Source organism: Mycobacterium sp. M26 (assembly GCF_001494595.1).
Classification (GTDB): domain Bacteria; phylum Actinomycetota; class Actinomycetes; order Mycobacteriales; family Mycobacteriaceae; genus Mycobacterium.
Map to the genome: position 1 here is coordinate 1,169,458 of NZ_LN929908.1, position 22,029 is coordinate 1,191,486.

Annotated in this window: 24 protein-coding genes and 1 pseudogene; 13 read left to right on the plus strand and 12 right to left on the minus strand. The window is 68.8% G+C overall.

Features of this window, described 5'->3' with window-relative positions; all coding sequences use genetic code 11:
- Positions 1-44 precede the first annotated feature (44 nt).
- The 4 genes from BN3385_RS14905 to BN3385_RS14920 are packed head-to-tail and all read right to left on the minus strand — an operon-like array spanning position 45 to position 2,672.
- Positions 45-644 carry a hypothetical protein gene (locus BN3385_RS14905; RefSeq protein WP_059017636.1) on the minus strand — a complete coding sequence of 200 codons (600 nt, stop codon included), beginning with the start codon at positions 642-644 and terminating at the stop codon, positions 45-47.
- Positions 645-690: 46 nt separating this feature from the next.
- Positions 691-1,182, minus strand: coding sequence for a hypothetical protein (locus tag BN3385_RS14910; RefSeq protein WP_059017638.1), 492 nt, complete (start codon positions 1,180-1,182; stop codon positions 691-693).
- A gap of 48 nt (positions 1,183-1,230) precedes the next feature.
- Entirely contained in the window at positions 1,231-1,914 is a 684-nt protein-coding gene (locus tag BN3385_RS14915; RefSeq protein WP_059017640.1) for an MspA family porin, read from the minus strand.
- Positions 1,915-1,964: 50 nt separating this feature from the next.
- On the minus strand, positions 1,965-2,672 hold the full coding sequence (locus BN3385_RS14920) for an MspA family porin (protein WP_059017642.1): 708 nt from the start codon (positions 2,670-2,672) through the stop codon (positions 1,965-1,967).
- A 211-nt stretch (positions 2,673-2,883) separates the two neighbouring features.
- Between BN3385_RS14920 and BN3385_RS14925 the strand changes: the two genes are divergently transcribed.
- Positions 2,884-3,447 (plus strand): Rv2240c family protein, encoded by a 564-nt coding sequence (locus BN3385_RS14925; protein WP_082690485.1) that lies wholly within the window; start codon positions 2,884-2,886, stop codon positions 3,445-3,447.
- Positions 3,448-3,514: 67 nt separating this feature from the next.
- On the opposite strand, the pseudogene BN3385_RS29430 reads toward BN3385_RS14925, so the two are convergent.
- Positions 3,515-4,701 (minus strand): annotated as a pseudogene (locus BN3385_RS29430) (hypothetical protein).
- A gap of 582 nt (positions 4,702-5,283) precedes the next feature.
- Positions 5,284-5,805: a hypothetical protein gene (locus BN3385_RS14935; RefSeq protein ID WP_059017646.1), complete on the minus strand. Its 522-nt coding sequence runs from the start codon at positions 5,803-5,805 to the stop codon at positions 5,284-5,286.
- Positions 5,806-5,879: 74 nt separating this feature from the next.
- Here BN3385_RS14935 and BN3385_RS14940 point away from each other — a divergent pair, with 74 nt between their 5' ends.
- A complete protein-coding gene (locus BN3385_RS14940) occupies positions 5,880-6,140 on the plus strand; it encodes a hypothetical protein (protein WP_156432766.1) in 261 nt (86 codons plus the stop codon).
- Here the strand turns inward: BN3385_RS14940 and BN3385_RS14945 are convergent.
- On the minus strand, positions 6,137-6,922 hold the full coding sequence (locus tag BN3385_RS14945) for an SDR family oxidoreductase (RefSeq protein ID WP_059017649.1): 786 nt from the start codon (positions 6,920-6,922) through the stop codon (positions 6,137-6,139). The two genes, BN3385_RS14940 and BN3385_RS14945, sit on opposite strands and share 4 nt — an antisense overlap.
- Before the next feature lies 1 nt (position 6,923).
- Positions 6,924-7,184, minus strand: coding sequence for a hypothetical protein (locus BN3385_RS14950; protein ID WP_082690486.1), 261 nt, complete (start codon positions 7,182-7,184; stop codon positions 6,924-6,926).
- A gap of 150 nt (positions 7,185-7,334) precedes the next feature.
- On the opposite strand from BN3385_RS14950, the gene BN3385_RS14955 reads away from it, so the two are divergent.
- The gene (locus tag BN3385_RS14955; RefSeq protein ID WP_059017651.1) at positions 7,335-7,619 is read left to right on the plus strand and encodes a DUF1330 domain-containing protein; all 285 of its coding nucleotides are present in this window, start codon (positions 7,335-7,337) and stop codon (positions 7,617-7,619) included.
- A gap of 4 nt (positions 7,620-7,623) precedes the next feature.
- On the opposite strand, the gene BN3385_RS14960 is transcribed toward BN3385_RS14955, so the two are convergent.
- Entirely contained in the window at positions 7,624-9,570 is a 1,947-nt protein-coding gene (locus BN3385_RS14960; protein WP_231748740.1) for an acetoacetate--CoA ligase, read from the minus strand.
- 106 nt (positions 9,571-9,676) lie between these two features.
- On the opposite strand from BN3385_RS14960, the gene BN3385_RS14965 reads away from it, so the two are divergent.
- The 4 genes from BN3385_RS14965 (at position 9,677) to BN3385_RS14980 (ending at position 13,766) form a co-directional block, all read left to right on the plus strand.
- A complete protein-coding gene (locus BN3385_RS14965; RefSeq protein ID WP_059017653.1) occupies positions 9,677-11,254 on the plus strand; it encodes a methylmalonyl-CoA mutase family protein in 1,578 nt (525 codons plus the stop codon).
- Positions 11,255-11,659, plus strand: a complete 405-nt coding sequence (locus tag BN3385_RS14970) for a cobalamin B12-binding domain-containing protein (RefSeq protein WP_059017655.1) — start codon at positions 11,255-11,257, stop codon at positions 11,657-11,659.
- 107 nt (positions 11,660-11,766) lie between these two features.
- Entirely contained in the window at positions 11,767-12,723 is a 957-nt protein-coding gene (locus BN3385_RS14975; protein WP_059017657.1) for an LLM class F420-dependent oxidoreductase, read from the plus strand.
- A complete protein-coding gene (locus BN3385_RS14980) occupies positions 12,720-13,766 on the plus strand; it encodes a CaiB/BaiF CoA transferase family protein (RefSeq protein WP_059017659.1) in 1,047 nt (348 codons plus the stop codon). Before BN3385_RS14975 ends, BN3385_RS14980 begins: the two co-directional genes overlap by 4 nt.
- On the opposite strand, the gene BN3385_RS14985 is transcribed toward BN3385_RS14980, so the two are convergent.
- Positions 13,754-14,035: a 2Fe-2S iron-sulfur cluster-binding protein gene (locus tag BN3385_RS14985; RefSeq protein WP_231748741.1), complete on the minus strand. Its 282-nt coding sequence runs from the start codon at positions 14,033-14,035 to the stop codon at positions 13,754-13,756. The genes BN3385_RS14980 and BN3385_RS14985 overlap by 13 nt on opposite strands.
- 122 nt (positions 14,036-14,157) lie before the next feature.
- Here BN3385_RS14985 and BN3385_RS14990 point away from each other — a divergent pair, with 122 nt between their 5' ends.
- From BN3385_RS14990 to BN3385_RS15005, 4 genes are read left to right on the plus strand one after another with little or no spacing between them, the layout of a single operon-like run.
- Positions 14,158-15,525: a class I adenylate-forming enzyme family protein gene (locus tag BN3385_RS14990; RefSeq protein ID WP_059021990.1), complete on the plus strand. Its 1,368-nt coding sequence runs from the start codon at positions 14,158-14,160 to the stop codon at positions 15,523-15,525.
- Positions 15,503-16,318, plus strand: a complete 816-nt coding sequence (locus tag BN3385_RS14995; protein WP_059017663.1) for an acyl-CoA dehydrogenase family protein — start codon at positions 15,503-15,505, stop codon at positions 16,316-16,318. Before BN3385_RS14990 ends, BN3385_RS14995 begins: the two co-directional genes overlap by 23 nt.
- On the plus strand, positions 16,305-17,393 hold the full coding sequence (locus BN3385_RS15000) for an acyl-CoA dehydrogenase family protein (protein WP_059017665.1): 1,089 nt from the start codon (positions 16,305-16,307) through the stop codon (positions 17,391-17,393). Before BN3385_RS14995 ends, BN3385_RS15000 begins: the two co-directional genes overlap by 14 nt.
- 4 nt (positions 17,394-17,397) lie before the next feature.
- Positions 17,398-18,162 carry an enoyl-CoA hydratase/isomerase family protein gene (locus BN3385_RS15005; RefSeq protein ID WP_059017667.1) on the plus strand — a complete coding sequence of 255 codons (765 nt, stop codon included), beginning with the start codon at positions 17,398-17,400 and terminating at the stop codon, positions 18,160-18,162.
- Positions 18,163-18,228: 66 nt separating this feature from the next.
- On the opposite strand, the gene BN3385_RS15010 is transcribed toward BN3385_RS15005, so the two are convergent.
- Positions 18,229-18,993, minus strand: a complete 765-nt coding sequence (locus tag BN3385_RS15010; RefSeq protein WP_059021992.1) for an SDR family NAD(P)-dependent oxidoreductase — start codon at positions 18,991-18,993, stop codon at positions 18,229-18,231.
- Positions 18,994-19,082: 89 nt separating this feature from the next.
- On the opposite strand from BN3385_RS15010, the gene BN3385_RS15015 reads away from it, so the two are divergent.
- Together BN3385_RS15015 and meaB are read left to right on the plus strand one after the other, a co-directional pair.
- Entirely contained in the window at positions 19,083-20,342 is a 1,260-nt protein-coding gene (locus BN3385_RS15015; protein WP_059017668.1) for a thiolase family protein, read from the plus strand.
- Between the two features lie 16 nt (positions 20,343-20,358).
- Complete coding sequence (meaB, locus tag BN3385_RS15020) at positions 20,359-21,219, plus strand: methylmalonyl Co-A mutase-associated GTPase MeaB (RefSeq protein ID WP_059017670.1); 861 nt, start codon at positions 20,359-20,361, stop codon at positions 21,217-21,219.
- Between the two features lie 42 nt (positions 21,220-21,261).
- On the opposite strand, the gene BN3385_RS15025 is transcribed toward meaB, so the two are convergent.
- Entirely contained in the window at positions 21,262-21,918 is a 657-nt protein-coding gene (locus BN3385_RS15025; protein WP_059017672.1) for a TetR/AcrR family transcriptional regulator, read from the minus strand.
- Positions 21,919-22,029: the final 111 nt, after the last annotated feature.

Below are 22,029 nucleotides of genomic sequence, written 5' to 3' on the forward strand. Positions count from 1 at the left end.
CCAGAACTTTGCTGGTTGATGAACCTTCTGCTACCCGCGCGGCCTCAGGCCGGCGGCGTGGGCGCGGCCGGTTCGGGCGTTGTCAGACCCAGCCCGGGCGGGAGGTAGATGCCGGCGGCGGGGGCGGTGCCCGGCAGGGGTTGGCCGAGTTGCTCGTCGGGCATTTGGCCGAGCAGTGCCCCATCCAGATCACCGTCGGAGTACATGGCGTGCAGGCGGCGCAGAAACGCCAGCCGTCCCGTACTCGGGTCCTCGGGCGTGGGGCCGATGCCCGCGGCGGGCACGCCCTCGCCCGGCGCGGCGGGGGCGACGTTCTGGGGGAGCAGATACTCACTGTTGAATGCGCGCAGGTCGGGTGCTGCGACGGGGGCCGCAGCGCCCGGTGCCGAGGGCACCGCGTTCTGGCCGAGGATCAGCCCCGGGGCGTAGGCCGACAGATCAGGCAGGCCCAGCGGCCCGGCCGGTGCGGCATCGCTTTGTGCCAGCACGCTGCCGATGCCGGCGCGGGGTGGGACGTAGGCCGGCGGTGCGGCGGCCGGGTCGACGACGGCCGGATCCGGTGCCGGGGGATCGGCCGACGCCGGGACCGACGAAATCAGTGCCGCCACGCCAAGTCCCAGACCGGCAAGCAGTGCACCCTTCATCGCTCACACGGTAACGGATGAGGTGAGGTCGATCAGCAGATCCTGGTCAGCCGGCCGGCGGCACCGGAGTCACCGGCGGCGCGACGTCGGGCGGTGGCGGCAAGAACTGCTCCGGTCCGGCGGGCAGCGCCACCCCAGGAGCAGGCGCGGTGCCGGGCAGCGCATCACCGAGCTGGTCGGCGGGCATCCGGCCCAGCGCGCCGTGCAGCAGCGCATGCACGCCCTTGAAGGCGTCGACCCGGGCGAACGGACCCGGGGGTGCGTTCTCGGTCAGCAGATACGGCGAGTTCATGTCCGGTGTCGGCATCCGGTAGTACTGCGGGAACAGCGTGGCCGCCGGTGCCAGCGGATCGGCACCTGAGGGTGAGGGAGCCAGATTCATCACCGTTGACGTCGGTGCCCCGAGCAGATCGGCCATCGCGTTCACCGGGTTCTGCCGGGTTTCGGTGGCCGCGGTGTACAGCGGATCCGGCGGTGGCGGCGGGGCCGCCTCGCCACCGGGGACCGGAATCGGCAACGCCGGATCGGGTGCCGGCACGGAGCCCAGCCGCCACCGTGATGGCGATCAGCAACCGGGCCATACCGATCAGAACACCTGGGTGATGCCGTAGTACGCGACGATGTCGTCGTTGTCGGTGCTGGAGCTGGTCAGCACCGCGTAGGAACGCAGCGACGATGCACCGACGCAGTTGTCCACCTTGATGTGGACGTCACGGATCGTCACACGCGCCGAGGTGCCCTTGAACGACTTCTTGTCGACCACCACGTTGGTGATAGTGCCGGGGCGGGGCTCGACCTCGATCTGGCCCTGGATGGGGAACGAGATGGTGCCCGGGGCGGTGAAACCGCCGGTGCCCAGGCTGGCGTTGCCGAGGCTGGCACCGACCGAGCCGTTCAGCTTGACCTTGTCCATTTCGACGCTGCAGCCGATCTGGTAACCCACTTCGAGCGTTCCGCCGGCGGTGTCACCGGTGGTGTTACCGGTGAAGGTGGCGCCGACCACCCAGTCGCGCGAGGACAGGGAGGTGGTCAGCGGGGCGACCGGCAGCTGCGTCTCATCCTTGGCCACGACAGTCAGAGTCCGACCGTCGGCGGTCTTGGCGATGCCCGGCACCGACGACGCCACGACGCCGGTGTTGACCGGGGGCGGCGCGGCAGCGGCGGCCGGGTCAGCGGGAGGTGACGCCGGGTCGGGATCGGCGTAGGCCGGCGCGGCCGTGCCGACGGCGACAAGGACGCTTGCCGTCACTGTGGCGAATCGAAGCAGCATGTCGTCGTGGCGCCTTCCTCGAGATGTCCTGGTGGTTTCGGGTCGATGCATCAGACGGCCCTCGTGACGCCCAGGTAGGTCACGACGTCGTCGGTGTTGTCGGTGGAGCTGGTGAAGGTCGCGTACGAGCGGATGAAGGACTGACCGGCGCACCCGTCGACCTTGATCCGGAATCCGGTGATCGAGACCCGGGATTTGGTGCCCTTGAACGACTTCTTGCCGACCGGCACGATGTTGACGGTGCCCGGCTTGAGGTCGATCTTGATCTGCTCCGATGCCGACAGGCCGAGGGTGATCGGCAGCAGATTGCCCGAGACGAACGGGATTCCGACGCCCGGCGTGATACCGCCCGTCGTGATCGACTCGATGTCGTCCTGGATGATGCCGCAACCGATCTGGTAGCCGGCTTCCAGGGTGCCACCGGCGAGCTTGGTCTTACCCGAACCGGTGACCGCACCCTCGAACACACCGTCGACGAGGTACTCCCGTGACCACGGTGAGTTCGTCAGCGACGCAACGGGTTCCAGCGACTCGTTCTTGGCGCCGATCGAGAGCACCCAGCCGTCCGGGGTGGTCAGGGTGCCCGGTGCACCCGAGGCGATCGGGGCAGCGCCCGGGCCGCCGGGGGCCGGCGGCGTAGATCCCGCGGCAACGGGAGCCACGTTCGGGTCGGCCGGCGGATCGGCCAGCCCATGGGGTGCCGTCGCAATGGCGGTGACAAGGCAGGCGCTGAGCAGCGCGGTGAATCGGTGCAACATGTCGCGATGGGGCCTCTCGATTGAGATCTGATCGTGTCGCTCGCGCGATATGTTTCGGCCCGAAAGTGTCTGATTGGGAAACGGATAGCGAAGCTTGGGTTCCCTGTTGCGGTCCAACACGCTTCGTCTCCTGACGGCCGTGATCGGGGCGATTTTCCCGCGGTAGTCTCTGCCGCGTCGGTTGGGAATCAACTGATTTCGAGAGGAACCCATGACATCAGCACACCGGGTGCCGCGAGCCATCGGCGCGACTGCGCTCGTGCTCCTTCCCGCCCTTATCGCTGCGCCGGTCGCGTTCGCCGATCCGGCGCCCGTCGATCCCGCGCCGGGTGACGTCACCCCGCCGCCCGTCCAGCAGGTGGTCTCGCAGACCGCACCGATCTCGCCGGATGCCATGGATGCCGTGTCCTCGGCGTGCCGCCAATTCGGCGGCGCTCTGGACCTGGCGGCGTCCAACTATGAGGACTTCGCCTACAACTCGGCCGGGGGCGGAAACAGCGTGGACTACCAGGATCCGAATGTGGCCAATGCGAACGTCGTCGGGCGTACCGCGTTGCGCGCGGCCGCGTCGGAGGCCATGTCTGCGGCGTCGACTCCGGGACTACCCAACGACGTCGCCGCGCCGATGCGGTCATGGTCACTGCGCGCCGCAAAGCTCCTGCTGATCATGGGACTTCGGGGCGGCGGCGACACGCTGAACTCGACTGCGAACGACATGAACACCGATGCCGGCAACGCCCAGATGGCGTGCGCGATCAACGGGGCGCGCGCCTAGCCCCACGAACCCAAACGCATCGGCCCCCCTTCCGCGGAAGGGGGGCCGATGTCGTGATGTGGTGCTATCAGGGGGCCGGAGTTCCGGCAGCGCCGCCGGTGCCGCCCTTGCCCGGCTGCGGGCCGAGGCCCGAGGTGCCCTGCGTGCCGGCCTTGCCGGTGGTCACACCGCTCTTGCCGCCGGTGCCGCCGTTGCCGCCCTTGCCGCCGCCGATCGCGCTGGCTCCGCCGTCGGCGCCGTCGCCACCCTTGCCGCCGGTGGTGGTGCCGTTGCCGCCGCTTCCGCCGCTGCCACCTGCACCGCCGCTGATCAGGCCGAATCCACCGGTCGCACCGTTGCCGCCGGTGCCGCCGGTGACCCCTGTGGCGCCCTTGCCGCCGGCGCCACCCGCGCCGCCGTTGTTGCCACCAAGACCACCGGTACCGCCCGTGCCGCCGTTGCCGCCGGTCGTCGATCCGGCTGCGCCGTCGCCGCCGGCACCGCCTGCGCCACCGTTGGCGGTCAGGCCGCCGGTGCCGCCGTTGCCGCCGCTGCCGCCGCTGCCACCGGTGCCGCCGGAGCTCGCGCCGCCTGCGCCTCCGGCGCCACCGGCGCCGCCGTTACCCGCGGCGAGTGCACCCTGGCCGCCGTCGCCGCCGTCGCCGCCGCCGCCCCCTGCCCCGGTCCCCCGCCGCCGTTCCCCGCGGCGAGTGCACCCTGGCCGCCGTCGCCGCCGTCGCCGCCGCTGCCGCCTGCCGCGGTGCCCGCTCCACCGGTTCCGCCGGCTCCGCCCGCGCCACCTGCGGCGCCGCCCCAGGTGCCACCGTTACCGCCGGCGCCACCGGCACCGCCGGCTGTACCTGTGGCCCCGCCGCCGTAGCCGGCGCCGCCGGTTCCACCCGCGCCGCCGGTGCCGCCGCCGACGATCGGCAGGCTCGCGGCGTTGCCGCCGTTGCCGCCGTTACCGCCCGCGGTCTCGCTGTCGGTGCTGGCGCCGCCATCGCCGCCCTTACCACCGCTGCCGGAGAAGGCGCCGGCGTTGCCGCCGTTGCCGCCGTTGCCGCCGGCGATACCCTTGCCGCCGTTGCCGCCACCGCCGCCGAACAGCGCGCCGGAGCTGGAGCTGCCGGCGAACAATCCGCCGTTGCCGCCGTCGCCCCCGTTACCGCCGTTGATCTCGGCGCTCAGTGCGTCGCCGCCGTTGCCGCCGTTGCCGTACAGCCCAGCGCTGCCGCCGTTTCCGCCGTTGTAGCCGTTGCCGCCGTTGCCGAACAGGAAGCCGCCCTTGCCGCCGGTGCAGGCCGCCGAGGCGCACTGGGTGTCCGAGCCGCTATAGCTATAGCCGTTGCCGATCAGCAGGCCGGCGTCCGGGTGTTCGGCCGTCCCGTTGCTGATGAAGATCGCAATGACATCACCGGCGGTGGCCGACGCCGTCGCGGAGGCCGTCAGACCGGCCGAGGTGGCCGAGCCGGACCCCGACACCAGGCCGAGGTCGGTGCAGAACGCCGAGCCCAGCGTGCACTGGCTGGTCGTGAGCGTGACGGCGGGTGCGGCCGCCACCGGGGTTGAGGTGTCGGTGGTGGCGAGCAGGAAGCCCGCGCCCACCATCGCCGCACCGGCTACGCCGGTGGTGACGAATGCGGGTGCAACCACGCCGCGATCCGACTTCTTACGGTGTTTGGCCAATTTCGTGATCCCCTTCGAGGAAGTACTGCCGGTAGGTGCGGCGAGTGCGCGAGGGAAATCCAAGAAGACCCGGCTTACCCGGGACTTGCTGCTTTCCGGCGCACCGCCGAACATCGGGCAAACGCGAAGCGAACTCGAGTTTTCGCCTAGGCGCGAAGGGGTGTCGGCGCGCTACTTGCAGAGAGCGGCGATCTTGGCGTTGGTGGCCTCGGCGTCGCGCAGCCTGGCGGCCTGCGCCGGGTTGTCGTTGGTCACCCCGGCCAGTGCGTTGATCGCGATGTCCTGCAGGCTGCCTGCGAACGATCGCATCGCGTCGGCCAGCTCGGGCGGTGTGCCCGGACCGGTCTTGGCGAGCAGGTAGGTGCCGCCGCCGGCCATCGCGAGCCGGGCATTGGCGGCGACGGCCTGGATGGCCGCCGGTTCGGTGCCCGCGTTGGCGTGGGTCTGCAACGCCACCGCGTTCGTGACCACCTGAAAAGCGCTGCAGGCGTTGGCTTTAGCCTCGGCCGACGGCGCTTCGGCGGCAGGCTTGTCCGCAGCAGGCGGTGGACGCAGAGCCGCCCAGCCGGCCGTGCCGGCGGCGATCAGTGCGATCACCAATGCGGCGGGGGCCACCCAGCGTGACGTGGACCGCGGCGCGGCGGGCTCGTTACGGGCGGCGGGGGCGTCGTCGTCGACGGTCGGCTCGGGCATGGCCGCGATCCTAGCCACACCTGCCAGCACAGTGTTGCAGCGTAGGATTTCCGCTGAGAGAAGGTGTGCTGACAGTGACGACCCGGTTCTGGCGACTGACCGCCCACGCTGCGGTGGGTGTGGCCCTGGCGAGCGGACTCATGGTGGTCGCACCGGCCACCGCCAGCGCCTGCCCGCCCGGACACGTCAACAACCAGCACACCAACCAGTGCTATCTGCAGGGCAGTGCCCCCACCATCAACGGGGTACCTTGTGTGGCAAGCAATCTCGGCCTGTGCAGCTCGTTCCGGCAGAACCAGCAGCCGCCGCGTAAGCCGTATACCTCGGTGGACTAGCTGCGGGTCAGCGTCTTGGTCATCAGGCGTTGCGTCCAGTTGGGCGACACCTGCGACATGGTCGCCAGGACCTTGGTCTGCCGGCCCACCGGATAGTGCACCTTCGGCAGCCACTTGCGCCGGCTGCGGGTCACTGAATACACCGCCTTGGCGACATCGGCGGGTTTGAGGTTGACGCCCAGCGACTTGGTGCTGCCGGTGTGGACTCCATCGGTCATCGCCGATTGCACGAACAACGGCCACAACGCCACCACCCGGATACCGTGTGGCCGCCATTCCAGTTCCAGGGCTTCGGTGAGCGCCCGCAGCGCGAACTTGGTGGCCGAGTAGGTCGCCAGTTCCGGCTGCCCGTACAGCGCCGAGGCCGAGCACATGTTGACGACCTGGGCGCCGGGGGTGTTGCGCAGATAGGGGAACGCTTGGTGCAACCCGGCCAGCGCGCCGTAGACATTGATGTCGATCATCCGCCGGTGGGTCGACAGCGGCACGTCGGCGAAGGCGCCGTCGGCCAGCACGCCGGCGTTGTTCACCAGGATGTCGAGCCGGCCCGACGGGCCGGTGAACGCTGCGAGTTGCTCGGACCACTGGTCGGCGTCGGTGACGTCGAGTCGTTCGGTGACCACCTCACCACCGGCCGCGGTGATCTCCTCACGCAGGCTCTCCAGCCCGGCCAGGTCGATGTCGTAGGCGCCGATCCGATAACCGTTGCGGGCGAAGAGCAGTGCGGTGGCGCGGCCGATCCCCGCGGCCGCCCCGGTGATGAACACCGATTGGTCGGCCACCTCAGACCACTTTCAGGGTGGGTGTCTCGGACGGGGTCTCGGGCGCGATCCTGTTGCTGGCCGCGGTCATCGCGGTATCGACGCGGGTAGCGGCGGTCTGGCAGGCCGCGCTGGCCCGCCGGCCCAGGCCGTCGGCCTCGTCGGCGGCGTTGCGGAGATAACCGGTCACGGCCAGCCGGAGCCGATCGCCGGCGCGGGCCATCCGGTTACGAACACGGTCGTCGACCATGATGGTGACGTAGGGCAGTTCGAGTTTGATCACGGTGCACCTCCCAAGCCGGTGTCTCGAATCTAGTCGAATCTTCCGGATGCCGAGTCCGCGATCTCCCGCCACCGCCGGCGCCGCCCGGAAACGACACACTCCCAAACTGAGAATATTATTCTCAGTCGACTGCGACAGAGAGGGAGTGTCATGCCGAAGGGCTACGTCATCTTGACCGAGGAGATCCGGGATCCGGAGGGGATGAAGGCCTACGGCCGGGCCGCCGGGGCGGCGATGGGCGAGGTGAAAGTCCTGGCCGTCGACGCCAGTCCGCAGCTGCTGGAGGGCACGTGGCACGGACATCAGACCGTGGTGCTGGAGTTCGAGTCGGTGCAGGCCGCCCAGGACTGGTACGACTCGGACGCCTATCGCGCGGCGCGGGAACTGCGGCATGCCGCTGCCTACACCAACGCGGTGATTCTCGCCGGCTTCTGACGTCTCACTCGGCGGCCCAGCGGTGCGCCCGGCCCTGTTCGGCGTACCAGTCGATCAGGTCGGGGTTGTCGACGGAGCGAGGGTCCAGCGACACCTCGCTGTGCCCGGCCATGATGGCGGTGACGGGCACCTCGAGCTTCTTGCCGGTACGGGTGTGCGGGATCCCCGGTGCCGCGATGACATCGTCGGGGACGTGACGCGGCGAGAGCTTGGTGCGGATCGCCGAGCGGATCGTCCCCACCAGGTCGTCGTCGAGTTCCCGGCCCTCGGCCACCGTGACGAACAGCGGCATCCAGTAGGCGCCGTCGGGGCCGTCGATGCCGAGCACGAAAGCCTCGGTGATCGCGTCGATGGCTTCGACCACCTCGTAGATGTCCGCCGAGCCCATCCGGATACCGTGCCGGTTCAGGGTGGCGTCGCTGCGGCCGTGGATGATCAGCGAGCCGCGCTCGGTGACAGTCACCCAGTCACCGTGCCGCCACACGTGCGGGGCCGGACCGTCAGCCCAGTGGTGGTCGAAATAGGCGGCGCGATAACGCGATTGGTCGTCGTCGTTCCAGAATCCGACGGGCATCGACGGCATCGGTGTGGTGATCACCATCTCGCCCACCTCGCCGATGAGGGGTTGGCGGGTGGGGGACCAGCTGTGCAGGCCGACGCCCAGGTAGCGGACCGTCAGTTCGCCGGCGATCACCGGCAGGCCCGCCGTGCCGCCGGCGAACGCGGTCACCACATCGGTTCCGCCGCTGATGGACGACACGGCGACGTGCGCACCGACTTCGTCATGAACCCACTCGAAAAGCTCTGCGGGCAGCGGTGATCCGGTGCTGCCGATGGTGGTGAGCCGGCTCAGGTCGTGGGTGACACCGGGGTGCAGGCCGGCTTTGCGGCAGGCCAGCAGATGGCCCGGGCTGGTACCGAAGTAGGTGACGGCCTCGTCCTCGACGATCTGCCACAGCCGGTCGGCGTCGGGGTAGAGCGGATGGCCGCTGTAGCAGACTATCGTCGACCCGCACAGCAGACCGGCGATGCGGAAATTCCACATCATCCAGCTCAGGGCCGTCTGCCAGAAGAAGACGTCACCGGGTCCCAGATCGGCATGCAGCGCCGCGGCTTTCAGGTGCTCGAGGATCACCCCGCCGTGGCCGTGGACGATACCTTTGGGCCGGCCGGTGGTCCCGGAGCTGAACAGTACCCACAGCGGGTGGTCGAACGGTACCGGTGTCACCACAGGCGCCACCGGGGTGGCGACCAGGTCTCGATAGGCCTGCCCGTCCAGTAGCACCAGCGCTACGCCATCGAGCAGTGTCACCAATTCGGCAGTGTCGGAACGCTTGTCGATCCAGCGGTCGTTGAGCCGGTATCCGTCGGCGCTGAACAGCACCTTCGGCTTCAACTGGGCCAGCCGCGCGGCGGCGCCCTGCGGCGCGTAGTCCTGGCCGCAGGCCGACCACACCGCGCCGATCGCCGCCGTCGCCAGGAACGCGATCATCGCCTCGGCGATATCGGGCAGGTAGCCCGCGACGGTGTCACCGCGGCCGACACCGAGGCGGCGCAATTCGGCGGTCACCGCGCCGACCCGTCCGGCGAGGGCTTCCCAGGTGATCTCGGTACGGGTGCCGTCCTCGTCGATACCGACGATCGCCGCTCCGGTGCGTTCGGTGGTGTGCCGCAGGATCTGGTCGACGTAGTTGAGGGTGACGCCGGGAAACCAGTGCGCGCCGGGCATGGTGGCATCGGCGAGCACGCCGGCCTCACCGGGTGCCGGCTGTTCGGTCGCGCGAACATCGAAGTGCTCCCAGACCGCGCGCCAGAACTGGGCCGGGTGATCGACCGACCACTGCCACAGCTCGGGGTAGTCCCCGGCGGGCGCGCCGTGGCGCTTGGCGGTGGTGGCGGCGAATCCTCTCCACTGCGGTTCGGTACCCGTGGTCCCGTCGGTACGCGACACTGTGCTCCTCTCTCGTGCCTCTACCAGCGGGGATCGCCGAAACTGCACACGGCTTGCCCAAAATGGTATTGGCATTCTCCTAATCTGCAAGTACGGTATCCAGACGATGGACTACCAATCTGAGACGTCGTCCGGGATCCCGCTGCGGCCGGTGTACGGACCGGCCGACCGCACCTGCGATCCTCCCGTGCCCGGCGAGTTCCCCTTCACCCGGGGCAACTTCTCGAGCGGCTATCGCGGTCGGCTGTGGACATTCCGCCAGTATTCCGGCTTCGGCACTGCCGAGGAGTCCAACCGGCGCTACCGCTATCTGCTCGACCAGGGCGGCACCGGCCTGTCGGTGGCACTGGATCTGCCGACCCAATGCGGCTATGACTCCGATGACCCGGAATACGGCGAAGAGGTGGGTCGGGTCGGTGTCGCGGTGGACACGCTGGCCGATGCCGAGATCCTGTTCGACGGTATTCCGCTGGACAAGATCAGCACGAGTTTCACCATCAACGGCACCGCGGCGATCCTGCTGGCCTTCTACGTCGCCGCGGCCGAGAAGAAGGGCGTGCCCCGGGAGAAGCTGACCGGCACGATCCAGAACGACATCCTCAAGGAGTACGCCTCCCGGGGCACCTGGATCTGGCCGCCGGAGCCGTCGCTTCGCCTGATCGCCGACACCATCGAGTTCTGCGCCGCCGAAGTGCCGCGGTTCAACGCGATTTCGGTGGCCGGCGCGCACTTCCGCGACGCCGGGGCCAACGCCGTGCAGGAGATGTCGTTCACCCTGGCCGACGGGGTGACCTACTGCGACACCGTGGTGCAGCGCGGCCGGATGACCATCGACCAGTTCGCCCCGCAGATCTCGTTCTTCTTCTACACCCATGGCGACTTCTTCGAAGAGATCGCCAAATACCGTGCGGGACGGCGCCGTTGGGCGACCATCGTGCGCGAGCGCTACGGCGCCAAGACCGACAAGGCGGCGATGTTCCGCTTCGGTTGTGTTTCCGGTGGTGCGTCGTTGTACGCCCCGCAGGCGCAGAACAATCTGGTCCGGGTTGCCTACGAGGCGCTGGCCTCGGTCCTCGGCGGGGTGCAGTCGATGTTCACCGCGGCCTGGGACGAGCCGTTCGCGCTGCCCAGCGAGGAGTCGGCCACGCTGGCGCTGCGGACGCAGCAGATTCTGGCCTACGAGACGGGCGTGACCCGGGTGGCCGACCCGCTCGGCGGTTCCTACTTCGTCGAGGCGCTCACCGACGCCACCGAGGAACGCATCATCGAGATCATGGCCGACCTCGAGCAGCACGGCGGCATGGTGCGGGCCATCGAAGACGGCTACCTGCAAGGTCTGATCGCCGACGAGGCCTACAAGATTCACCAGCAGGTCGAGTCCGGCGAACGTCCGGTGGTCGGGGTCAACAAGTTCGTCACCGACGAAGCGCCACCGGACATCGACACCTACGAACTCGACGCCGAGGGGCGTGACCTGCAACTCAAGCGGCTCTCGCAGGTCAAGGCCGAGCGTGACCCCGCTGCCGTGCAGGCCGCCCTGGCCGCGCTGTCCAGGGGCGCCGAGGGTGACGAGAACCTGATGCACCGGCTGATCGATTGTGCGAACGCGTATTGCACGGTGGGGGAGATGGTGTCGGCACTCAAGGCCGTATGGGGCGAATTCCAGCAACCGGTGGTGTTCTAAATGACTGCACGTATTCTCGTCGCCAAGCCCGGTCTTGACGGTCACGACCGTGGCGCCAAGATCGTCGCCCGTGCCCTGCGGGACGCCGGATTCGAGGTGATCTACACCGGGATCCGGCAGCGGATCGAGGACATCGTCTCGATCGCGCTGCAGGAGGACGTGGCCGTCGTCGGTTTGTCCATCCTGTCGGGTGCGCACGTCGCACTGACCAAGCGGACCGTCGATGCGCTGCGCGAGGCCGACGCCGGTGACATTTCCGTCATCGTCGGCGGGACGATTCCGCAGGGCGATGTGGCCAAGCTGACCGAAGTCGGTGCGGCTGCGGTCTTTCCGACCGGAACCTCGCTCGACGATCTGGTCCGCGACGTGCGGGCGCTCACCGAGAAGGCAGGCACGTCGGCATGACGTTCGCCCTGACTTTCGCGTCGAACGTGCAGTCACTGCGAACTTCGGGCCAGTTTTTAGCAGTGGACGCACGCTCGCCGCTGCATACCGCGACAGGAGGGTAGACGATGCGCCTTGGCGTGATGATCGGCGCCGAGCGTGGCGACATGGCCCGCAAGGTCAGCAAGTTCCTCGACGATATCGAGTGGGCCGAGTCGGCGGGCTTCGACACCGCGTGGATGCCCCAGGTGCCCAACGACTTCGACGCGCTGACCATGGTGTCGTTGATGGGCAACCGCACCAGTCGCATCGAACTGGGGACCGCGGTCGTCCCGCTTCAGGCTCAGCACCCGGTCGCGCTGGCCCGCCAGGCCCTGTCGGTGCACGCCGGCAGCGGCGGCCGGCTGGCGCTCGGTGTCGGGCCCTCGCACCACTGGATCGTGCGCGACATGCTGGGCATCCCCTACGAGAAGCCCGCCGCCTACACCCGGGACTATCTCGAGGTGCTCAACACCGCACTGGCCGGCCCGGGTGACGTCGACGTCGAGAACGACACCTTCACCGTGCATAATCCCACTGTGCTGGGCGCTGATTCACCGCTGCCGGTGCTGGTCGCCGCGCTCGGCCCGGTGATGTTGCAGATCGCCGGTGAGCTCACCGACGGCACTGTGCTCTGGATGGCCGACGAGCGGGCCATCGGGGACCACATCGCCCCGAAGATCACCAAGGCCGCCGAGAACGCCGGCCGCAAGGCTCCGCGCATCGTCGCCGGGATCCCGGTATGCCTGTGCGCCAACTCCGAGATCGACGCCGCCAAGGCGCGGGCCAACCGCATCCTGGCCGAGGCGGAGACCTCCCCGAACTACCAGCGGCTACTGGATCGTGGTGACGCCCGCGATGTCGGAGACCTCACCGCGGCCGGTGACGAGGACGCCATCCTGGCCCGGTTCCGGTCCTTCGCCGACGCCGGCGTCACCGACCTGTCGGTGCGGCTGCTGCCGATCGGGGAGACCCGCGACGAACTCATTGCCTCGAAATACCGCACCCGCGAGGTGATTTCGCAGCTGGCCGCCGAGATCCAATGAGGGGGCCCCTCGACGGCATCCGGATCATCGAAGTCGGCAGCATGCTGGCCGGGCCGTACGCCACCATGATGCTCGCCGACCTCGGCGCCGAGATCATCAAGGTCGAGGCACCCGGCGGGGAGATCTCCCGGCAGGTGGGGGACAGCTACTTCGCCAGCCTGAACCGCAACAAGCGCAGCATCAGGCTGGACCTCGGTTCCGAGGCGGGCCAGCAGACACTCGGTGAACTGGCCGCCGACTCCCATGCGCTGCTGGTCAACATGAAGCCCTCGGTCATCAAGAAGCTCGGCCTGACCTACGAGGCCCTGCGCCGGCACAACGAGCGCATCGTCTGCGTCGCGATCACCGGGTTCGGTCTCGACGGTGGCGACTATCCGGCGTTCGACTACGTCATCCAGGCCGCCACCGGGGTGGCCGCGATGACCGGTGATCCGGACGGCCCACCCGTGCTACCGGGATACTCGTCGGTCGACAACTCGACCGCGCTGACTGCGGCACTGGGGCTGCTGGCCATGATCGTCTCCGGTGCCGGCGGGCAGGTCGAGGTGTCGCTGCGCGACGTCATGCTCTCGCAGCTGAACTACAAGGCGTCGGCCTACCTCAACGACGGGGTTCATCCGCACCGGCATCCCTACGGCGCACACTCGTTCTACGTTCCGGCACAACTGTTTCCGACCGCCGAGGGCTATCTCGCGCTGTTCATCACCCATGACGGCTTCTGGCGAACCTTCGCCGCCGAGGCGGTCGTCGAGGGGTTCGCAACGATGGCCGAGCGTTCGGCGCGCCGCGACGAGGTGCTGGCTGCGGTCACCACGGCACTGGCGGCTGACACCGCCGCCGGCTGGGAGGCGCGGTTGCGCCCGCTGGGCATCCCGGCGGCCGCAGTGCGGTCGTTGCCCGAAGCATTGGAGGCCACCCCGGAGATGGTGGTCAGCGCCGGTGATTACCGGCTGGTGGCCAGCCCCGTGAAGGTCGCCGGCTATGAACCCGACTACCGGCCGCCACCCACGCTCGACGAATACCGCCGCGATCAGTCGTCGTAGTCGACGACCACCGACGTCTCGGGAATGCCCTGGCAGGTCAGCACCAACCCCTCGGCGATCTCACCGGCGTCGAGCACCTCGTTCACCCGCATCGTCACCGTTCCCTCGGTGACGGTGGCGATACAGGTGCCGCAGTTGCCGGCCTCGCAGCTGTACGGGGGGACCAGGCCGCCGCGGCGCGCGCACTCCAGCAGCGTCTCGCCCGCCGTCAACGGCAGCGTCACCGTGGTGCCGTTCAGCGTGATGGTCGCGGTGGTGCCGTTTTCCACGTGTCTCCCTCCAAGGCGCATTGTCATTCTACCCAGACGAGAATACAGTTCTCTACTGGCGATAGCATGTTCTCGTTTCCGATCGATGGAGTAGCGCTGACCATGTGCGAGTGGACCGCACCATGACCGATGCGACGGTTCTTGCGTTCGACGACCGCACGTACACACGATCCGAGCTTGATGCCGCGTCCGCCGGATTCGCCGAAACCCTGACCGGGCGTGGCGTGCGCGCCGGGCAGCGGGTGGCCGTGATGTCGTCGAACCGGCCCGAGTTCGTGGTCGCGGTGCTGGCGATCTGGCGGCTCGGGGCCGCCGCGGTGCTGATCAGCCCGGCCTGGAAGGCCGCCGAAGTCAGCCACGCGCTGGCTCTCACCGGTGCCCACCACGCCGTCGGCGACCACCCGGTCCTCGCGGACCTGATGCCGATGCTCGATCTCGACGAGCCGATCGTCCCCGCCGACGCCCCACCGGTGCCGCTCGATCCCGACGCCGATGCGGTGCTGGTGTTCAGTTCGGGCACCACGGGAATGCCCAAGGCGGTCCGCCACACCCACCGCTCGCTGGGAGCCGGTGTCCGGCACTGGCGCACCGCGCTCGGGATGACCGCGGCCGACCGCATGCAGATCGTCACTCCGCCCTCCCACATCCTCGGTCTGCTCAACATCCTCACGGTGCTCGATGCCGGTGCCTGGATGCGCCTGCACCGCCGCTTCGACATCGACGCGATGCTGCGCCACATCGCGCAGGACCGCATCACCATCGAGATGGCCGTCGCCCCGATCGCGCTGGCGATCGCCTCGCACCCCAATCTGGACACCTACGATCTGTCCTCGCTGCGCTACATCATGTGGTGCGCCACCCCCGTCACCCGGAGCGTGGCTGATGAGGTCACCGCCCGCACCGGCGTCGGCTGGATATCGGCCTACGGCACCAGCGAGGTGCCGGTCATCGCGTGCTGCCCGCTCGGCGAGTCCCGGTTGGACACCGTCGGCAGACCCGTCCCCGGCGTCGACGTGCGCATCGCGCCGAGCGGTGAGATCCAGGTCCGCTCGGAATCGGCGATGGCGGGCTATCTTCCCGACACCGAGACCGCGGCGGCACTGAGCGACGGGTGGTACCGCACCGGTGACATCGGCAACCTCGAGGACGGCTGGCTGCGGATCACCGACCGGCTCAAGGAGATGGTCAAGGTCCGCGGCTTCCAGGTGGCGCCCGCCGAGGTCGAAGCGGTCCTGCACGGTCATCGCGCGGTACGGGACTGTGCGGTGTTCGGCATCCCGGACGATCAGGACGGCGAAGCGGTAGTCGCCGCGGTGGCCACCACCGAGCCGGTGACTGCCGACGAACTCATCGAGCTGGTGGCCGATCGGCTGGCCTCCTACAAGCGCCCGCGCGACATCGTGTTCGTGCCCGACATCCCGCGCCTGCCCTCCGGTAAGGCGTTGCGGCGAATCCTGAAGGAGCAGTATGGACGTACGTCTCACCGATGAGCAGCAGCAGCTGCGCGATGCCGCGGCCAAGCTGGCCGACGACCTGGGACCCGGGTCGGTCGCCGACCTCGACGACCAGGCCCGCCGGACCCGGCTGGAGAAGACGATCGACGCCACGGGCTGGCGGTCGCTGCGCAGCGACGGGGCCTCCGGCGTCGAGGTGGCCATCGTGGCCGAGGAGTTCGCCCGCGGCCTGGTCGACGTCCCCTTCACCGGCCCGGTCCTGACCGACGACCTGCACCGGCTGCTCGGCCGCGCGCTACAACCGACCGAAACATCCTGTGGTCGTGTCGATCTGACCGCAAGTCTGGCCGGCGTCGTCGAATCACCGCCGGAGCTGGCCGAACTCAGCGACACCGACGCCGGCCGCTGGTACGCGCTGGCGCTGACGGTCACGGCCGCTGAACTGGTGGGCGCTTCGCGGGGTGCGCTCACCCTGGCCACCGAGTACGCCAAGGTGCGCGAGCAGTACGGCGCGACCATCGGGTCCTATCAGGCGGTCGCGCATCTGCTCGCCGAGGGGCTGGCCCTCATCGAAGGCTCGATCAGCGTGCTGCGCCACGCGGCCTGGGCCGTTGACGAGCTGCCCGCTGCCGAGGCCGTCGAGGCGGCCCGGGTCGCCAAGATCTATTGCGCGCGAGCCGCTCTCACGGTCTGCGAGACCTCGATCCAGGTGCATGGCGGCATCGGCAATACCTGGGAATGCCTGGCGCACATCTACTTGCGCCGGGCGCTGGCCGCCACCGAGACCTGGCCCGTCACGTTGAAGGAGCTGACCATTGGACTTTCGTGACTCACCCGACGAGGCCGCGTTCCGGGAACGGCTGCGCGGCTGGCTGCTTGAGCAGAAGGGGAAGTTCCCCACCTCAGGCGACGAGTACTGGGCGAAAGCGGGGGAGTGGCACCAGGCCCTCTATGCCGCCGGATTCTTCGGCACCTCATGGCCGGCGAAGTATGGCGGGCATGATCTTCCGCCGGTATTCGACGTGATCGTCGACGAGGAGATCGCCAAGGCCGGTGCGCCGGCCCGGCCCAGCCTGGGCTATCTGGTGGTCGGACTCAGCGCACACGGCAGCGAGGACCTGCGGCAGCGGTTCCTGCCCGGCATGATCAACGGCACGCAGCGGTGGTGTCAGGGCTTCTCCGAGCCGGGTGCCGGCTCGGATCTGGCATCGCTGACCACCACCGCGACAAGGGACGGCGATGAGTACGTCATCAACGGCCACAAGATCTGGACCAGCTACTCCGATTGCGCCGACTGGTGTCTGGTCCTGGCCCGCACCGACAAGGACGTCCCCAAACACAAGGGCATCTCGGCGTTCATCGTCTCGATGCACCAGCCGGGGATCGTGCAACGGCCGCTGAAGATGATCAGCGGTGTTACCAAGGAGTTCGGGCAGGTCGAGTTCGACGGCGCCCGGGTGCCGGCCGAGAACATGGTCGGCGCCCCCGGCGACGGCTGGAAGCTGGCGATGACCGTCGTCAGCCACGAGCGTGAGCCCTCGACCCTGGGATTCTCGGCGCGCTACGGAAAACTGGTGCGCCAGTTGGCCGCCCGCGTTGACGGCGATACCCCCGACGAGCTCGCCTGGGCCTGGGTGCAGACCGAGATGCTGCGCCTGCATGTGCGCAGGCGGCTCTCCGAACAGCTCGACGGGCTCAAGCACGGCCCGGACGGCTCGCTGGACAAGCTGCTGATGACATGGACCGAACAGGCCGTCGGCCATGCCGCACTGGCCACTGTCGGCACCGGGGACGAGGAACTCTTCGGTGCCTACCTGTACAGCCGCGCCCAGAGTGTCATGGGCGGCACCTCGCAGATTCAGAAGAACATCATCGCCGGACGCATCCTGGGATTGGGAGGCTAGACCTATGTACGACATGCCCGCCGAAATCGACGTGCAGGCCGACGGCCCGCTGCGCATCATCACCCTCAACCGGCCCGATGAACTCAACGCCGTCAACGACCCGTTGCATGTGGGCCTGGCCAAGGTGTGGGAGGCGCTCAACGAGGACGCTTCGGCGCGCGCGGCCGTCATCACCGGTGCGGGCCGGGCCTTCTCGGCCGGCGGTGATTTCACCTATCTCGACGAGCTGCGCCGCGATGAAGCGTTGCGGCGCAAGACCATCAAGCACGGCCGCGATCTGGTCATCGGCATGGTGCGCTGCCGCATTCCGGTGGTCGCGGCCGTCAACGGACCGGCCGTCGGACTGGGCTGCAGCCTGGCGGCGCTGTCCGACATCGTCTACATCGCCGAGAACGCGTTCTTCGCCGACCCGCACGTGTCGATCGGGTTGGTGGCTGCCGATGGCGGCCCGCTGGTGTGGGGATCGCAGATCAGCCTGCTGCAGGCCAAGGAGTTCGCCCTGACCGGTGTGCGCATCAAGGCGCAGCGGGCGGTGGAACTCGGCCTGGCCAATCATGTGGTGGCCGATCCGCTGGCCGAGGCGATCGCCTGCGCCAAGAAGCTGCTGGAGCTGCCGCAGCAGGCGGTCGAAGCCACCAAGCGCCTGATGAACATCCAGTTGGAGACGTCGGTGATGGCCTCGCTGGACTACGCCAACCTCGCCGAGTACGTCTCGTTCGGGACCGCCGACTTCAACCGGATCGTCGACGGGCTGACCGCCAACAAGTAGCTCGCGACAGTAACGCCACGGCGGCGAATCCCCCGGGATTCCGCCGTGGCGTTACTGTCGGCGGGCTTACTTCGGCGGGAAGCGCAGCGCGCCGTCGAGACGGATCGTCTCGCCGTTGAGGTAGTCGTTCTCGGCGATGGACAACGCCAGTCGGCCGTACTCGTCGGAGCGGCCCATCCGCTTGGGGAACGGCACCTGCGGACCCCAGTAGGCCTCCAGCTGGTCGGCGGCCTTGCCGTAGGCGGGAGTGTTGATGGTGCCGGGCGCGATCGACATCACCCGGATGCCCAGCGGCGAAAGATCGCGTGCGGCAACCAGAGTCATGCCGACCACGCCGCCCTTGGCCGCCGAGTAGGGCAACTGGCCGACCTGGCCTTCGAACGCCGCGATCGAGGCGGTGTTGATGATCACGCCGCGGCCGCCGTTCTCATCGGGCTCCTGGCGGGCCAGGGCCGCCGCCGCGTGGCGCATCACGTTGAAGACCGCCGTCAGATAGAAGGTGATGGTCTTGGTGAACGCCTCCATCTCCATCGGGGAGCCGTCCTTGCCCACCAGGCGCCCGCCGCCGGCCGGACCACCGTGGGTGTCCACCGAGATGCGGAAAGGGCCGAGTTCCTCGGCTGCGGCGATGGCGGCCAGCACGTCGTCGTCGTTGGTGACGTCGGTGCGCACGTAGGGAATTCCGAGTTCGGCGGCCAGTTCCTTGCCCTTCTCGTCGGCGAGGTCGGCGATCACGACCTTGGCACCGGCCCCGTGCAGTCGGCGCACGGTGGCCTCGCCGAGGCCGCCCGCTCCGCCGAAGACGACCGCGGAACTCCCACTGATCTGCATATCCATTACCCTTCTTGCAACTGACACTCTCAACTTGAGAGAATAATATTCTCATGAGGCCTGCATAGGTCAACTAACTAGGAGATGCCGTGCCAGAAGCCGTTATCGTCACCGCACTGCGTACGCCGATCGGCACCGCCATGAAGGGCACGCTGCGCGATACCGACGCCTACCAGCTGGCCGATCACATCGTGGGGGCCACCGCTGCCGAACTCGACGGCTCCGTCGACCGGGCCGACATCGACGACCTGATCCTGGGCGAGGGCCTCTACGGCGGCGGCGTCGTGGCCCGCCATGCCGCGATCACGGCCGGTCCCACGGGCGACGGCTCCGTCGACCGGGCCGACATCGACGACCTGATCCTGGGCGAGGGCCTCTACGGCGGCGGCGTCGTGGCCCGCCATGCCGCGATCACGGCCGGTCTCACGGGCGTGCCCGGGCTGGCGGCCAATCGGCACTGCGCGGCGGGTCTGGCTGCCGTGCAGGCGGCCGCGGGAAGCATCCGTGCCGGGATGGACCGGCTGGTGATCGCCGGCGGAGTCAACTCGGCGTCCACCTCGCCGCGGTTCACCCGCCGCGCGGGGGAGGAGATGGTGCCGTGGTTCCCGCCGACACATCCTGATCGTCCGGACGCCCCGAATATGGACATGTCAATCACCGTCGGCTGGAACGCTGCGGTGGAGGCCGGCGTCACCCGCGAGGAGATGGACGCCTGGGCGCTGCGGTCGCACCGCAACGCCATCGCCGCCATCGACGAGGGGCGGTTCAAAGAGGAGATCGTGCCGATCCAGACCCCGCACGGCTTGTTCGACACCGACGAGCATCCCCGCCGCGACACCACCATGGAGAAGCTGGCCGGGCTCAAGCCGCTGCACCCTGAGATCGAGGGGTTCTCGATCACTGCAGGCAACGCGTGCGGCGGCAATGACGCCGCCGCCGCACTGGCCATCGCCAGCGACGCTCTGGGCCTGCCCGCGCTCGGCACCGTCCGCTCCTGGGCATCCGTGGGGGTCGATCCGGCCAGGACCGGGCTGGCGCCCGTCGAAGCCATCCCGAAAGCGCTTGCCCGCGCCGGACTTTCACTCGATCAGGTGGACCTGTTCGAGATCAACGAGGCCTTCGCCGCGATGTGCGTGGCCACCATCAAGCTGCTCGACATCGACCCGGACCGGGTCAACGTCAGCGGTAGCGGATGCTCGCTGGGGCACCCGGTGGCCGCGACCGGCGCCCGGATGCTGGTGACGCTGACCCACGAGCTGCGCCGCCGCGGCGGCGGTATCGGGGTCGCTGCGATGTGCGCGGGCGGCGGAATGGGTTCGGCAACCGTGATCGAGGTTCCGGCTCCCTGACGTAGCGTTGCCGAACATGGAGGTCGCCGAACTCATCGCCGCTGCGCGCGCCGGGAACACCCGCGCCGCGGGCCGGCTGCTGAGCCTGGTGGAAAGCGAGCGCCGCGACGAGGTGCTGGCCGCGCTCGATCCGGTGAGCATCCCGGTGGTCGGAGTGACCGGCCCGCCCGGTGCCGGTAAGTCGACGACCATCGCGGTGCTCGTTGCCGCGTATCGCGAACGGGGACAACGGGTTGCGGTGCTCGCCGTGGACCCCTCGTCGCCGTACAGCGGCGGTGCGCTGTTGGGCGACCGGATCCGGATGGCGGCTCACATCAACGATCCCGACGTGCTGATCCGGTCGGTGGCGACCCGGGGCCACCTGGGCGGACTGGCTGCCGCCGTACCGGCGGCCATTCGGCTGGTCGGTGCGCTGAACTACGACGTGGTGCTCGTCGAGACCGTGGGCGTCGGCCAATCCGAGATCGAGGTCGCCGCATTGGCCGACCCGACCGTCGTGATCCTCAACCCTGGCGCCGGTGACGCCGTCCAGGCGGCCAAAGCCGGGCTGCTCGAGGTCGCGGATCTGGTGGTGGTCAACAAGGCCGACCGCGACGGCGCGGCGCAGACCGTGCGTGACCTGAAGTTCGAAACCCACGTGCCGGTGCTGACGCTCGTCGCCGCGCGCGCCGAGGGGGTGCCGGAGTTGGTCGAAGCCATCGAGGCGCACCGCCGTGCCGACACTCCTGCGCGCCGAGCGGCGCGGGCCAGGGCCCAGGTGCTGTCGCTGGCGCAGAGCAGGCTGCACGCCCACCCGGCGCTCGATGAGCTGGCCTGGGCGGTGGCCGAGGGCCGCTGCGATCCGTACAGCGCCGCGGAATCCCTGATCGCGAATTAGTTCGGAAATCGGCTATCCCGCGGGGCGAACCGCGTTCTCGGTTCAGTGTTTGGCGAACCCCTGCGAGCAGAAAGCCCACACCTCTTCTCCGGAGATCGGGCTGTGTGAGGTGTCGTCATCGGGCGCGCCGCTGGACTGCGCGATGAACATGATGGTCTGCATCGTCATCGCCGCCAGGCGCTTGGGATTGGCGTCGGAGCGCAACTCACCGGCCGCGGAGGCTTCGTCCATGAGTTCGGCGAACAAGGCGACCAGCGGCGCGTGCGCCACCTTGACCTCGTTGGGATGCGAGATCAGCAGCTGGGGGGCGAAGTCGGTGAACAGCGGCCGGCGCGCCGTCGGGTCGGGCCGGGACAGCTCGTAGAGCAGCGTCACCGCCACCTTGAGGCGCTCCAGCGGATCCTTCTGCGCCGACGTGGCGGCACGAATCTGGTCGGCAGCGCGGCTCAGCGCGTCCTCGAACAGGGCCAGCAGCAACTCATGCTTACCGTCGAACTGGAGGTAGAAGCTGCGCAGCGACTGCCGGGAGCGGTCCACCACTTCCTGAACCGTGAAGTCGGTGCTGCCCTTCTCGGTGATGATGGCCTGCGCGGCGTCCAGGAACCGCTGAACGCGCTGGCCGGCGCGCACCTTGGCGGTTCGGATCGACCGCTCGACCGCGCGCTGCTTCCAGGCGGGTTCTTCGCTCGGGCTGTTCACCCCCTGAGAGTACTACTCTCAGGGGCGAGAATTATATTCTCAGTCCCATACCTGGCGAAATTTTTTACGGCGTGTCGAAGTCTAACGGCCAATGGCAGACCTCAGGTCATG